The following is a 14,907-nucleotide window of genomic DNA, read 5'->3' as shown; positions in this document are numbered from 1 at the left end:
ATCACCAGCATACTCTTCAATCAAAATCCCAATCAACCGTTCTAGAGAACCAAACGGCGCGCGGTGAATCATTACAGGACGTTGGCGGGAACCATCTTCAGCCACATATTCCAAATCAAAGCGTTCTGGTAAGTTGTAATCTACCTGAACAGTTCCTAATTGCCATTCCCGTTCTAAAGCATCACTAAAGATAAAATCTAGTTTAGGTCCATAAAACGCCGCTTCCCCAATCCCTTCAAAGTAATTCATTCCCAACTTTTCTACAGCGCGGCGAATTGCACCTTCGGCTTTATCCCAAACTTCATTAGAACCAATATACTTATCACTGGCTGGATCACGGAAACTGAGTCTAGCTTTAAAATTCTTCAGTTGCAGACTCTTAAACACCGACAAAATCAAGTCCACCACGTTGAGAAATTCACTGTCTAGCTGTTCAGGAGTCACAAACAGGTGGGAATCATCTACAGTAAAACCGCGCACTCTGGTTAAACCACCCAATTCTCCTGATTGTTCATAGCGGTAAACAGTACCAAATTCCGCAAATCTAATTGGTAATTCCCGGTAAGAACGTAACTCACTCTTGTATATTTGGATATGGAAGGGACAATTCATCGGCTTGAGGACAAAACCCTGCTCTAAAGCTGCGGCTTCCTCATCATCCGACATCAAAGGAAACATATCTTCCTTGTACTTCTGCCAATGTCCAGAAGTTTTAAATAAATCCACTCTCGCAATATGCGGTGTTACTACAGGTAAATAACCCCGTTTAAGCTGTTCTTTCTTCAGAAAATCTTCTAACACACTCCGCAACAAAGTACCTTTAGGAGTCCACAAGGGTAAACCCGGACCCACTTGCTCGGAAAATATAAATAATCCCAGTTCCTTACCGAGTTTACGGTGGTCTCTTCGTAGCGCTTCTTCTTTGCGCCGCTTATACTCAGCCAGTTGTTCTGGACTTTCCCACGCAGTCGCATAGATGCGTTGTAACTGTGCCTTGGTTTCATCCCCACGCCAATAAGCTCCAGCCACACTTTCTAATTCAATAGCTTTAGGATTCAATAGGCTGGTATTTTCTACATGAGGCCCGGCACACAAATCCCACCATTCATTGCCCAGATGATAAATTGTGATCGGTTCTTGTTTAATATCTCCCAGGATTTCGAGTTTGTAAGGTTCCTGAATGGCCGAAATCCTAGCTTCGGCCTCTCCTCGGCTGACTTCTTCCCGAATTACCGGCAATTTGCGATTAATAATCTTCACCATCTCTTTCTTAATGGCTTTCAAATCATTTTCGCTAAATGGTTCTGGACTATCGAAGTCGTAGTAAAAACCGTTTTCAATCCAAGGACCGATTGTAACTTGCGCTTTAGGAAACAGCTTTTGTACCGCCATTGCCATTACGTGGGAAGCTGTGTGGCGAATCTGCTTTAATGTTTCCGATTCGCTGGTACGTGGTAAATAAATTTTTTCGGGTTGTTCTGATGGACTGAGATTTGAATTTGGCGACATCGGTTGCTGAACCATGAGCGAAGTGATTGCAAAAATATAATTTTAGTTGTTGAAGCTGTGAAAAATCTACCAAGGACTGGGAAGAGGCAGAGGGGGAGGGAGCAGGGGAAAGAAACTTACTCTTAACTCTTAACTCTTAACTCTTAATTCAGCACTCTTCAGTCTGCTTCAAATATAACGAGTTTACTGGCTTTCATTACTGCCAAGTTGACTTTAATATTTCTCTGGAATTAATGCTTATTCTCATAAACCGCAGCAGATGAGTGCTAAGGACTCAGACCCATACTAGGGAATTATGCAAAATTGCCTGGCTATACATACGGTGAGCTACGCTAACGCCCTGCCAGCAAGATTTTTGCGTTAAATGTCTGTACAGCTTGTTTATCTATTTTAAATTTTAAATAAACCTTACGGTAATTATAATTTTAATCTATTTCGTAATCATTACTACAGATTTTTCCACAATCTATCTGAGGAGAGAGTCTAGAATAATGTTAAAAATTGTAAAAAATGTTAATATTTTAGGGGAAGTTAGAAATATACTTTTTATTTATGCGAGACTCGAATATACCAGGGGCTGAGATGCTGAAAACGGTATTAGAACCTCTGCTGGAGGATTTTAATTATTGGTTTGCGCGATCGCGCGAATTGTTAGAAACCGGGCAACTCTCATTTATGAGTCAAGAAGAGCAATCAGATTTACTTTTGCGAATCAAGCAAGCGCAAGAGGAGCTAAACGCCGCAAAAATGCTATTTACCGCCACGGATGGACAAGTCGGTATTGAGATGACCACCTTAATGCCCTGGCACAGATTGGTAACAGAATGCTGGAATGTATCAATGCGCTTTCGTCAGTCACTAGAAGTTTAAGAGTACGCCTTGGTCGATTTTTTGCAGTCTGATTGGCTTTACAAGTCGCATTAAAGATTCAAAATCCTTAACATTATTTTTATTAATAAATAATGTATCCCATGCTACTTTAGTTTGAATAGATTAACAAATTTTTCCATAACAAGTATAAGCGCATCAATGGTGCGTGAAATATTTATCTTTGCCGACTCTCATAATATAGGCGAAGCAAACGGCCACCGAATAAAGTTTTAAAACTTGCTGCTCTTAGAGGAAAATCCGATGTTACACCTACTTTACATTCTGGCTTTTACAATTCTGGCTGTTTTAGCCGTAGCTAATTTAATTCGCAACTTGATTATGTTCAGTTTTGATCGGGAGCGTGTTTATCCCGGTAAATATTCATCAACAGATAATCAAGGCTATGTCTCTTCCAGAAAACAATTTATTCCTCACCCAGAATTATTAGATAACGCGGGTAATTTAATTAAAGAACCTTTGTTAGTAATGCGTTCAGTCAACGTTGAGGATGCTCGTCAACAGTTAGATGCTCTTTATGAATCTTCTCCAGGACAGAAAATCGACCGTCAAGAAGAGGCTTAATTTTTGAAATTCATAATTTGGTATTTGTAGTATTGGGGGTTTAGTCATGAACCCCTATTATTGCTGAATATTAGCTTCATATTCGGGAAACCAATTTTCGTCTAAGATTTGTTCTAAGGAACCAATGGGTATGAGGGGAAATAGGTCGATCATCAGTTGAGAGCGATCGCTTGCTTCTTTTCTCGCTTCTTGATAACATTGATCGAATATTTCTAAAATATAAGGTTTTAAACTAGGACTATCTTTAAGTTCATCTGTTATCTGTCTGCGGAATGTCCTAATTTCCCCTTTCCAATGTCCTTGATTACGTTCTCTCTCGGTATCCCAACACTTAAGTTTTAGTAGATGTTCCAGAAGCTTAATCAATAAACTTTTAATTGCGCGCTTCTGACTTCTCCCCATATTTTCTAATTCTTCTAACAAATTATCTAAATCAACCGCAGCAAACTGTCCCGTGCGAAGTTGGTTGATAGTTGTCCTCACCCACAGATAATAATCTTGGTCATATAAGGTTTGAGTTGCTGGTTGTATTATTGGTGTCACCATAAACTAGCTCTACTCCTACTCTTTTTGAGAAATGCTCAATTCTGACTCTCTGCGCCTGGTGCGTGAGATAGGGGTTTATTTATACACCCCTATAAAATCCCCTGATTACGCTTCAATCACCACCCGTAGATTACCCCGTTTTTTCACAACGCGACAAGCTGTTGTACTTCCAGAGCGCTCAAACTCTAAATCTAGGATAGTAGCGCCTACTTTCAAATTATGGAGTGATAGAGAATTAATTGATTCTGGTAAAGTCGGATGAATAATTCGTAAGCAATTATTTTGAGCATCAGGGACTAAATTAACTACCATTTGCAGCAGTTGAAATATAGTACCAGTCGCCCAAGCTTGTGGTGTACAAGCTACTGGATACTGTACAGGCGCATGGTCTCCATTGCGTTCATAACCGCAGAAAAGTTCTGGAGGACGTTGATATGGTTGTTGACTAGTCATATCAAACAAACCTTGGAAGACTTCTAAAGCTTGATCAATTAAACCGAGCGATCGCAATCCCATTGCAATGAGAGAATTATCATGAGGCCAAACCGAACCAATGTGATAACCCATGGGATTATACGCTGGTGACAAACTGCTCAAAGTCCGAATCCCCCAACCATTAAACATATCTGGCGCGCGCAACCGTTCCGCCACACTGTAGGCCTTTTCCGGTGTGAAAATTCCTAAATTCAAACAGTGACCAGGATTAGATGTAATACTTTCCACTGGTTTACCATCGCCATCCAAAGCCAAAGCGCAGAAATCTTGGTCTTTAATCCAAAAATCTTGATTAAAACGCACCTTCAGGTGTCTCGCCTCATCTAGCCAACGTTCTGCTAAGTCTAGCCGCTTCTTCATCTTAGCAACTTCTGCTAGTTGAATTTTGGCTGCATAAACATAAGCTTGTACCTCGCTCAAAGCAATGGGACCAGTGGCTAACTCACCCTTATGGTCTACAATGCAGTCGCCAGAATCTTTCCATCCTTGGTTAGCCAAACCCCGTCGAGATTTACAGTAATAAGTCAAATAACTACTGTGTTGGAGATGACGGTCAATCCATTCCATCGCTGCTAAAGCATTTGGCCACAGCTTCTCTAGAGTTTCTTGATCGTGAGTCCAAGCGTAATATTCAGCATACAACATCAACCACAGGGGAGTTGCATCAACAGTGCCGTAGTATGGTGTATGGGGAATTTCTTCACACCGCGCCATTTCCCCAAACCGTAACTCGTGTAAAATTTTCCCTGGTTCTTCTTCGCGCCAATCATCCTCTGTTTTACCTTGGTATGACGCTAATATCATCAAGGTTTCTTGAGCAATTTGAGGATTTAGCATCAGAGTTTGAGAGGCTGTAATTAATGAATCTCTGCCAAATAACGCTGAAAACCAAGGAACACCGGCGGAAACAGTCTTATACTTTCCAAAAGACTGACGCAACAAATACATATCTTGTTCAGCACGCTCAATTACACGATTAAAGAGACTTTTATCTGATCTAATTTGTGTAATTTGCTGTATCCATTGTTGCTCTTCCATCAACTCAGCAGCTTTGGCTTGTACTAAAGTGAAAGCTGCACTGACTTTAGAACTTGGTTGATTGTTGGTCAACATATTGACTCTATAACCAAGCTTTTGGGTTTCGTGAGAAGCTAACTCCAACTGCCAAATAGCTGTATAACCTTGGAAATCGTCTGGTTGGCGATACTGAAATTGGATACGAGATTCCATTAATAAGCCATCCAAACCTTGATAAGCTAAGGTTAAGGATTCTTGATTTGTGGATTCTACTGAACGTAAAAGTCTACCCCGTTGTTCTCTCTTAGCACCACGAACTTCAAATAAATCCACAAAATCGGCATCGAAGCTGATACTTAATGCAAAGCTAACATTTGTGGTGCTGTAATTAGATATTTCAATTTCTTCAAATAGCGCCCCATTGAGGACAAGTTCTCGACGAATACCGATAGTTTCAGCCTTTAATTGTTCGTCAATATTCGGGTTAGTACATAAAACGGAAATGGAAAAACCTTTTTCAGCAGTACTGCTCAAAAGAATAGGCGATCGCCCGGCAATTTGCAACTCTAGACGACTGAGAAATCTGGTGTCGGCGCAAAAAAGTCCCACATTGGGGTTTCCATCTTTTAAGGAACAGCCAGAAATGTTCCCCATTGTATCTGTCACTAAAAATAAATCATCATCTTTAACCGTGAGAGTTGGCTGTGGTCTTTCGCTGACAACACAAGGCCATTCCGGTATAGGTAATTGTGCTGCGGGAGTAAAAGTTTTGCCATCTAGAGAAAATGTTTCTGGGGTCGTGAGTGTATCCGGTGTCATGAGCGCAAGTTCCTTTTTCCAGGTATATATCAATGAGGCAAACAGGTGAAAGTGCTTTTAACAGGAGGTTTCAGTGTTTTATGATTAAATTTAAGATGCACAAATTTTCAACAAAATCCAGACAAAAAAATTGATCATAAATCTTTACCAGATTATATTTTCTATATTTAAAGTCAAGGCGGAAAAATGGTGATTTTCAGCTAATTTATCTAACTCTAAACCTTCTCAGACCTCATGGAAAGAGAATACTTAGCCAAGATGCTAAAGTTGCAAATACTGATAATTTTGTTTAACTATGAAGTCCAGCAATCCTATAAAATTGGTTGAATAATTTTTGTATCTAATTAAACAGCTTTTTGTAAATAATTGCTGCAATTAAATAGATAATCATAATTATTAAATTAAAGTATAAAAGCTGCAAACATTGGATTTATAATTATTATTACCACTTATTTGATGAAATTTTTCCATTGTGGCATTCAAAGTAAATCATATATTTGTAGAGGTTAAATTAATTGCAAGTATAAAATTAAAAAGAAATGAACTAACGTCAATAAATTGGAATTTAGCCAATGAGAAAATGCCATAAAATTAGCAAAGTATAGATACTCAAATATTATTTGCCAAAAGTTGATAAAATTAGCGAATAAAAGCATTTGTAACGGGCTGATTTTGCCTTCATGGGCGATTTTAGGTAAATACACGGTAGCGAAACTTGATAGTAAAGCTGCCTGTTGAATGTATATTGGGCTTAGTAGTCTATAGTTTTAAATGTGATGTTGCCAACAAATGAAACAAAAACAACTTCAAAATAAATATCAAAACAAATGTAGTAAAACACTTCCATATTCCAGATATAGACCAATGAATGTACTATGTTTTATTAATCTAGTTCTGGAAATTTTGCCACCACCGTCACTACCTTTGTGAAGAGTGTTGTTCAAGATTCTTTACATATTTCAACTGTCTGCTGCACTTGAGAGTCCGTTGTAATTTGTACAATGCAGCTATGACTTGAATCTTTTTTGTGATTGGGCTTTTCTTTAACGATATTCATGAGCATTTCGTCTTCCGTGCTGAGTGATCTGCTACAATCTATAACTTACCTGCGACCCCAGCTATACTTCAAGGCTTCACTTACAGCCCTTTCCCACGCGATGGAAGATCAGGTTTTGGCTGCAACTTTGGAGCAGCCTTTGGTAATTGCTAGCTTCCAACGAGAGCGATACTATCGCCAAGAAGCTCATCGCTATCAGCGTTTGGCTCTGCGTAGTAATCAAATATACGTCTTATCCGCACCAGAAACAGACTTTGCCAACAGTTCGGAATATTATGAAAAGATAGCCTTTGAGCCAGAAGATGCCTTAAGTCAAGAATGGCATTTGGTGGTAGTGGCTGATAACTATGCTACTTGCTTAGTGTGCCGGGAAAGCCTGGGTTCCATTGCCAAAAACCAGCAGCTACCAGAATTTACTCCTAGTCTCGATATGGACACGGCGCGGAGGTTTGAGGGAATCTGGACATCAGAGCGGGGAGTGAGTCTGAAAGCGGCTGATTTGCTATTAAACAGGATTTTGGTTTATAGACCAGACCTGGGAGACAAAATTAAACAGGCTCGCCAGAGGTTTGGGATTGGGGAAACTAGAAAATATTCCCCAGCACAACCAATTACTGAATTTGCTTGTGATATTGATACTGACCCCTTTGTGCAGCGCTTGGTGACTTATCTGCAAGCTAGCCAGTATAAATTGCATAAAGCCTATCGTTCGATTACTGCCCAAGCACGAAAAGAGCGTTTAGTCAACTCTATTAGTACAGCCATTAGGCGATCGCTTGACCCCCACGAAGTCCTACAAGTAGCTGCACAAGAACTAGGACAACACTTAGGGGCTAGTCGTTGTTTAATCTATCGCGCCCAAGTTACAGATGCCCAGGCACAGATTAAACATGAGTTTTTGATTCCTGGGATTTTACCTGTGGGTGGGCAAAGTTGGCAATTAGAAGAAAATCATTTATTTCAAGAAGCAATCCAAAACGGTGAGGGCGTTTGTGTTGCTGATACGCTGAGTGATCCTCGTGTTACCAAATCCAAAAAACTATCCGCAATTGCCCAAAAATTTGCCATTCGCTCTTGGTTAATTGAACCAGTCTTATTTCAAGGACGATTGTTAGGCATAGTAGAATTGCATTATTGCAGTGTACCGCCCCACGAATGGCAACCAGGAGAATTAGATTTGGTGAAGGCGATCGCCACCCAAATGGGCGCAGCGTTAATTCAAGCCGAGTCCTACGCCAACCTAGAAGACCTCAACCAGCAGTTAGAAGCCCTAGACCGCACCCGCAGCAACTTAATCGCCATTACAGGACACGAACTCCGCACGCCCCTATCAACAATTCAGGTGTGCTTAGAGAGTCTGGCGACTGAACCGGATATGCCTTTAGAGTTGCAGCAAGTAATGTTGAGTACTGCACTTTCCGACTCAGAACGAATGCGGAAACTAGTGCAAGATTTCCTCACCCTGTCTAACTTAGAAAGCGGCAGAGTAGAATGGCATCCAGAATCCCTGACTTTACAAGAATGTGTGGATTTAGCCCTCAGCCGACTTCGCACCCGTTCCTCAGCCGAGAAACCCCCCCAAGTCAAAACTGAAATTGCCGAAAATCTACCTTTAGTGAGGGCTGATGGAGATTGGCTAGTGGAGGTAATCGCCAAACTGATCGATAACGCCTGTAAATTTACACTACCTGAAGGCAAGATTATAATTACAGCCACCCAAAACAGCAATCAGATGGTAGAGGTGATTGTGGCTGATACTGGACGTGGTATTGAACCCAATCGTCTAGAAATCGTGTTTGACCGCTTTTATCAAGAAGAAGGAGCATTGCGGCGGACAACTGGCGGGACGGGCTTGGGATTGGCAATTAGCCGTCAAATAGTCACTGGCTGGGGTGGTGAAATTTGGGCAGAATCCAATGGTAAAGACCAAGGTAGCCAGTTTCATTTCACTGTTCCTATCGCTCAAATCAGTCATGAAGAGAAGCGACTAAAAGTCAAGAGTAATTCGTAATTCGTAATTCGTAATTCGTAATTCAGAATTTCTGAGTATTGATCACTAATGACCAATGACTAAAAACTGTTACAGTCTATGACGCGATCGCAACATGATCCTGTTGGCAGTGTTAGGATGCCCTAAAAACGTTGAGAGAGAGACACCTTTATGGCAGAAACACTTTCTGGACAAACTCCGCTATTTGGTGGTAGCACTGGCGGGTTGCTGACCAAAGCAAAAGAAGAAGAAAAGTACGCGATCACTTGGACAAGCCCCAAAGAGCAAGTTTTTGAAATGCCTACAGGTGGTTCGGCCACTATGCTCAAAGGCGAAAACCTGCTATACATAGCTCGTAAAGAACATGGTATTGCATTGGGCGGTCAACTCCGGAAGTTCAAAATCACAGATTACAAAATTTACCGGATTCTACCCTCTGGAGAAACCACTTTTATTCACCCGGCTGATGGTGTCTTCCCAGAAAAAGTTAATGCAGGACGCGAAAAAGTACGTCATGTACCTCGCAGCATTGGGGAAAACCCTAGTCCCGCAAAACTTAAGTTTAGTGGTAAAGCTACCCACGATGCTGACGTTTAGACGCTAGTACCGCCGTGGAATCAAAAGTCAAAAATCAAAAGTCAAAAGGCTTTTGGGGATTTTGAACTTTTGGAAATAGTATACCTATTTACGCCGTGCTGTACTAGGTGTTGGGGAGTAGGGAGTAGGGTGTAGTGAATCAGGAAGGGGACAGATTTTAATGTCCAATTCCCCATTCCCCATTCCCCATTCCCCATTCCCTATTCCCCCATTTCCTAAATTCTATGATGTTCCCCGATTTTTCTGATTTTTCGCAGCTAGCTTTACAAGGTAATTTTGTCCCGGTATATCAGGAATGGATAGCAGACCTAGATACACCTGTGTCAGCTTGGTATAAAGTTTGTGCTGGTCAGCCTTATAGTTTTTTGCTGGAATCGGTGGAAGGTGGGGAAAAAATCGGACGTTATAGTTTACTCGGTTGCAATCCGCTATGGATTTTATCAGCTCAGGGTGACACCACAACCCAGACACATCGAGACGGTTCCCAATCTGTATTTACAGGCGACCCCTTTACAGCTTTAGCGGAGTGTCTGGAACCTTTTAAACCAGTGACTTTACCTCAACTACCGCCAGGAATTGGGGGATTGTTTGGATTTTGGGGCTATGAATTGATTCGTTGGATTGAGCCACGTGTGCCAATTCATTCACCTGATGAGCGTAATATTCCTGACGGATTATGGATGCAGGTAGACCACCTGCTGATTTTTGACCAGGTGAAGCGGAAAATTTGGGCGATCGCTTACGCAGATTTACGTAACCCAGAAGTGAATTTGCAACAGGCGTATGAACAAGCGTGCGATCGCGTTACTCAGATGTTGTGTAAGTTATCTTTACCAGTATCACCGCAAAAAACTATTTTAGAATGGACTCCCCCAGGAACGCAGAATGTCGGGGGAATAGAGGAATATACCAGTAACTTCACTCGCCCAGAATTTTGCGCCAGTGTGGAAAAGGCTAAAGAATATATTAAAGCTGGCGATATTTTCCAAGTAGTAATTTCCCAGCGTTTATCAACAGAATATACAGGCGACCCCTTCGCCCTTTATCGTTCCCTGCGCCAGATAAATCCTTCGCCTTACATGGCTTTCTTTAACTTCCAAGATTGGCAAATTATCGGTTCCAGTCCAGAGGTGATGGTCAAAGCCGAACGGGATGCAGATGGTGGGATATTAGCCACAGTCCGCCCCATTGCGGGTACACGTCCACGGGGTAAAACCACGAAGGAGGATGAAGCTTTCGCAGAGGATTTACTCCAAGACCCCAAGGAAACTGCGGAACACGTGATGTTGGTTGATTTAGGGCGGAATGATTTGGGGCGGGTTTGTGAAAGTGGTAGTGTCAAAGTTGATGAATTAATGATCGTTGAGCGTTATTCTCATGTCATGCACATTGTGAGTAATGTGGTGGGTAAGTTAGCACCAGATAAGACTGCTTGGGATTTACTCAAGGCTTGTTTCCCTGCGGGGACGGTGAGTGGTGCGCCTAAAATTCGGGCGATGGAAATTATCAATGAGTTAGAACCGAGTCGTCGGGGTGTTTATTCTGGTGTCTATGGTTATTACGATTTTGAAGGACAATTAAATAGTGCGATCGCCATTCGCACAATGGTATTGCAGAATAATACTGTAACTGTCCAAGCTGGTGCAGGTTTGGTGGCTGATTCTGAACCGGAAAAGGAATATGAAGAGACTTTGAATAAGGCTAGAGGTTTGTTGATAGCAATTCGTTGTTTACAGTGATGTATGCTGAGTTAGAGGCGTTAATTAGGCAATGAAACTATGAGCGTTGTGATTTCAGACGATATATTACAGACAATCCAAATGTCTGACACTGAATTGCTGACTATTAACAATTACTAATGAGGAATTCCAAATGGTTTCCTATCTGGGAACGGAAATCTTTAAGTGAACCCTGAAACTCTAACTGTCCCTGCTCTAAAAGAATAATCGCATCGGCACAACCGATGACTTTAGGACGATGACTAATTAAAATAGTGGTTCTTCCCTGACGATGGTATAATAAACTTTTTAACACTTCAGCTTCAGTCACCGGATCAAGATTGGCGGTGGATTCGTCCAAAACCAGAATCGGAGGGTTGTTAACAATAGCTCTAGCGATCGCCAAACGTTGTTTTTGTCCTCCCGAAATATTGGCTGCAACTGCTCCTAAAACGGTGTCATATTGTTCAGGAAATTGGCTGATAAACTCATGGGCGTGAGCAATTTTACAAGCCGAAACAATCTGCTCAAAAGTAATATCTGGCGCACCTAAACGGAAGTTATCAACAATTGAGCGATGAAAAAAGAAGCCATCTTGAGGTACGAGTACCACCTGTTGACGCAAACAATCGAGGGGTAAATCTTGCAAACGATATTCTCCAAAAGCAATCTCACCAGATGGTAAAGGATACAGTCCTGTGAGGATTTTGGCTAAGGTACTTTTACCACAACCCGACTTCCCAATTAAAGCCACTACCTTGCCCCCTGGAATAGTAACAGAAAGGTCTTCTAGTAACTTTACCCGCCCAGGATAGTGAAAATTAAGGTTACAGCATTTTATATCGGCTTGGGGGTCAAGGGTAACAGATTGCTTCAACTCATCTCCTTGATTTTCTGGAGTATATTCAAACAATTCTGCCAACAATTGGGTAATCGCCTTTACCTGTGTCCAGTCACTGACAAATTTAACTAAAGTGCTAGTTAAAACCAAAAAACTTTGTTGTAAGCCGTAGATAGCAATTAATTCACCGATGGTTAACTGTTCAGCAAACACCAGCCTACTGCCATACCAAAGTAAAACTACTGTCCCAACTCCCGCCACCGATTGAGAGAAAACATTATTAACAATGCGAATTTGAGCCGTGCGGAAGTTTAACTTAAATTCTTGGTGAAAGCGATGTTGGATTTCCTGCCATAGATAGGGTGCAGTGGCTGTGGTTTTGACAGTTAATGCACCATTAAATGACTCGGCTAATAATCCTGCATTTTCTCCTGCCACACTAAAGGAACGATTCGTAGTCTGGCGAATGGTCTTTTGAAAAGCAAGAGTAGATAGAGTCATTGCCCCGCCAATTGCTAGGACAACTAGAGCCAGTTGCCAGCTATAAACCACAACAAAACTTACCGCCACTAAACCCGTAAAAACCTTGATGGGTAAGTCAATCACCAGTTGAGAAACTAAAGCATTGATGCGTTGAATATCCGAGAGACGACGAATAGCCGTGCCACTGAGACGAGCTTCATGGAAAGACAAAGGTAAGTGCAGAACCTGCTGCCCAAATTCGAGCTTCAGTCCTTTTTGTAGTTCTTCGGCAAAGGATACGACAAAATTTGATTGTAATAATGTCAAAAAACTGTTGATGATTGAGAGAAAAATTACACCAAGGGCAACTAAGGTTAATTGATCTACTGCTCCCTCAACTAAAATACTATCGGTGAGGTACTTTAGCAGGAGGGGATTGGCTAATGCTAGTAACCCAACGGCTAAATTTAGGGGTAACAACTTCCCTAAAATCCCTCGAAACGACCACAACCGCTTAATTAAATTATCAAAGGGATGAATTGGCTCTTCGTCTACTTGAGCAGAAAAACGAACAGGATCTGGTTCTAACAACAGCATCATAAAGCCTTGCCAACCCTCAATTATCTCTTGACGTTCTAGGTGACGAATCCCCATAGCCGGGTCAGAAATAACGTATTTATCCCCTTCTTTCCCGTACAAAACTACATAATGGTAGCCTTTCCAAAAGATAATCCCAGGAAGATTAAATTCATCGAGTTCGTCTAAAATATCTGGTGCAGCTTTGATAGCAGTAGGGATAAAGCCTAATTCTTGCGCTCCATACTTCAACCCCAGCATGGTTGTCCCGCCTCGCTGAGTTCCCACCACTTCCCGAATCCGGTTAATTCTCAGATTGCGCCCATAATGCTTGGCAACAATCGCCAAACTCGCTGCTGCACAATCTTCCCCACTCTGCTGTCTAACCCATTGATATTTCATGGAGTATTCTTAATTGCGATGGCTAATCGTTCATTACCAGATGTTCTAAATTCCCATGAACACTATATATTTGTATGAGAAAATCAACTAGCGAGTTATTAAACCCGCTAATTGATTTTTTGGCATTTATTGGTTTGCGACTTTGTAAGTACCTGCACTCAATTAATTACCTACTTTTCAAAGCTGAGATATTTGTCTGTCAGTCACCCTGGGGAATGGTAGCAGGCAATTAATTCTCTTGAGTTACTTAGTTGACTTCTAATCAGTAACTATTCAATGCTAGGCAGCTTCAGATTTAATGTTAATGATTTCTGATGTAGAATTAGTGCTACAAAGAATATTACAGTCGTAAAGGTTCCTCTCAATACCACCGCAGACAACTTCTAACTCAAGGTCATTGAGTTCTTGGTATTTAGAGGGTTTGTTGTTTTCTTTTTTAATTTTAGACATCGGTATAACCTCATAAGGTAGTTGATTTTTTAAAGCAACTGCTGAAAAGCTAGAAACTTTTGAGTCAAATATAACTTGAATTATTCGAGGAACAACTAACATTGAGACAAAATGAATACTGATTGAGACAAAATGACGCGAGTTCGACGAAAATCATTTGACCCCTCTCCAAACCTCTCCCCGCAACGGGGAGAAGCTTAAAAGCTTAATTTTATGTTGCTAATGAGTGGCTAGAATGCCCCTATCCGCGTGGGAGAGGTTCAATGACTGCTACGTCGTCACGCTGCGCTAAACAAATTCACGTTAAAATGATTGTTTTTTGTCTGGTTGACTGACAAGCCCCTTGAAACCTACACTTTACAGTAGATTGAGTTGCAAGAAGTAAAACCCAACAAAATGCTTGCTGCTGTTTGGTTAATCTGCGAGAACACTAGTACCGCAGGGCGGAAGTCAAAAGTCAAAAGTCAAAAGTCAAAAAGCTTATAAAATGGGCTTTTCATCGATTTTGAATGGTCTGTTTATTTACGCCAACTTGTACTAGACGCTCGTTTATTAAATACTATATATTTATATGGAAGAACCAACTAGCAAGTAGTTAAACCCACTAATTGATTTCTTTGAATTTATTTAGTCTTGACTTGATATTTTACTTTTGGTCTTCTGCCTTTCTTCAGTCAGTAACTATTCAATGCTAGGCAACTTCTGACTTAATATTAATGGTTTCTCGAGCATGACCGTTATCGTTCTCCAGACCCCAAGTTCCTAGGCCACTACCACCGCAGACAACCTCTAACTCAAGGTCATTGAGTTCTTGGTATTTAGATGGTTTGTTGTTTTCTGTTTTAGTTTTAGACATCGGTATAACCTCATAAGGTAGTTGATTTTTTAAAGCAACTGCTTAAAAGCTAGAAGCTTTTGATTCAAATATAACTTCAATTATTTGAGGAACAACTAACATTGAGACAAAATGAATACC

Annotated in this window: 11 protein-coding genes; 5 read left to right on the top strand and 6 right to left on the bottom strand. The window is 41.1% G+C overall.

The genetic code is table 11. The features are described from left to right. Nucleotides 1-1,524: threonine--tRNA ligase (thrS, locus tag VB654_RS08895; RefSeq protein WP_323213354.1), on the bottom strand; the 1,524-nt coding region annotated here is incomplete at its 3' end. Nucleotides 1,525-2,061: 537 nt separating this feature from the next. Between thrS and VB654_RS08890 the strand changes: the two genes are divergently transcribed. Both VB654_RS08890 and VB654_RS08885 read left to right on the top strand, forming a co-directional pair. Further along, a complete protein-coding gene (locus VB654_RS08890; RefSeq protein WP_323213353.1) occupies nt 2,062-2,379 on the top strand; it encodes a DUF2605 domain-containing protein in 318 nt (105 codons plus the stop codon). A gap of 261 nt (nt 2,380-2,640) precedes the next feature. Next, nucleotides 2,641-2,961 (top strand): DUF2973 domain-containing protein, encoded by a 321-nt coding sequence (locus VB654_RS08885; RefSeq protein WP_323213352.1) that lies wholly within the window; start codon nt 2,641-2,643, stop codon nt 2,959-2,961. A gap of 57 nt (nt 2,962-3,018) precedes the next feature. Here the strand turns inward: VB654_RS08885 and VB654_RS08880 are convergent, their stop codons facing one another. Both VB654_RS08880 and VB654_RS08875 read right to left on the bottom strand, forming a co-directional pair. Beyond that, the gene (locus VB654_RS08880) at nt 3,019-3,507 is read right to left on the bottom strand and encodes a DUF29 domain-containing protein (RefSeq protein ID WP_323213351.1); all 489 of its coding nucleotides are present in this window, start codon (nt 3,505-3,507) and stop codon (nt 3,019-3,021) included. A gap of 105 nt (nt 3,508-3,612) precedes the next feature. Beyond that, nucleotides 3,613-5,838 (bottom strand): amylo-alpha-1,6-glucosidase, encoded by a 2,226-nt coding sequence (locus VB654_RS08875; protein WP_323213350.1) that lies wholly within the window; start codon nt 5,836-5,838, stop codon nt 3,613-3,615. A gap of 1,055 nt (nt 5,839-6,893) precedes the next feature. On the opposite strand from VB654_RS08875, the gene VB654_RS08870 reads away from it, so the two are divergent. The 3 genes from VB654_RS08870 to trpE all read left to right on the top strand — a co-directional run bounded on the left by VB654_RS08870 (nt 6,894) and on the right by trpE (nt 11,221). Further along, nucleotides 6,894-8,906: a DICT sensory domain-containing protein gene (locus tag VB654_RS08870; protein WP_323213349.1), complete on the top strand. Its 2,013-nt coding sequence runs from the start codon at nt 6,894-6,896 to the stop codon at nt 8,904-8,906. A 150-nt stretch (nt 8,907-9,056) separates the two neighbouring features. Further along, a complete protein-coding gene (locus VB654_RS08865) occupies nt 9,057-9,482 on the top strand; it encodes a photosystem I reaction center subunit II PsaD (RefSeq protein WP_323213348.1) in 426 nt (141 codons plus the stop codon). A 224-nt stretch (nt 9,483-9,706) separates the two neighbouring features. Then, nucleotides 9,707-11,221 carry an anthranilate synthase component I gene (trpE, locus tag VB654_RS08860; protein WP_323213347.1) on the top strand — a complete coding sequence of 505 codons (1,515 nt, stop codon included), beginning with the start codon at nt 9,707-9,709 and terminating at the stop codon, nt 11,219-11,221. A gap of 106 nt (nt 11,222-11,327) precedes the next feature. On the opposite strand, the gene VB654_RS08855 is transcribed toward trpE, so the two are convergent. The 3 genes from VB654_RS08855 to VB654_RS08845 all read right to left on the bottom strand — a co-directional run bounded on the left by VB654_RS08855 (nt 11,328) and on the right by VB654_RS08845 (nt 14,787). Beyond that, on the bottom strand, nt 11,328-13,481 hold the full coding sequence (locus tag VB654_RS08855; RefSeq protein WP_323213346.1) for a peptidase domain-containing ABC transporter: 2,154 nt from the start codon (nt 13,479-13,481) through the stop codon (nt 11,328-11,330). A 279-nt stretch (nt 13,482-13,760) separates the two neighbouring features. Continuing rightward, the gene (locus tag VB654_RS08850; RefSeq protein ID WP_323213345.1) at nt 13,761-13,931 is read right to left on the bottom strand and encodes a hypothetical protein; all 171 of its coding nucleotides are present in this window, start codon (nt 13,929-13,931) and stop codon (nt 13,761-13,763) included. A gap of 691 nt (nt 13,932-14,622) precedes the next feature. After that, the gene (locus VB654_RS08845) at nt 14,623-14,787 is read right to left on the bottom strand and encodes a hypothetical protein (RefSeq protein ID WP_323213344.1); all 165 of its coding nucleotides are present in this window, start codon (nt 14,785-14,787) and stop codon (nt 14,623-14,625) included. Between the last annotated feature and the right edge of the window lie 120 nt (nt 14,788-14,907).

It is taken from the genome of Nodularia sp. UHCC 0506 (genome assembly GCF_034931045.1).
In the GTDB taxonomy this organism is placed as follows: Bacteria; Cyanobacteriota; Cyanobacteriia; order Cyanobacteriales; family Nostocaceae; genus Nodularia.
The sequence above is the reverse complement of the archived record's forward strand: the minus strand, read 5'-3'. Positions and strand labels throughout refer to the sequence as shown.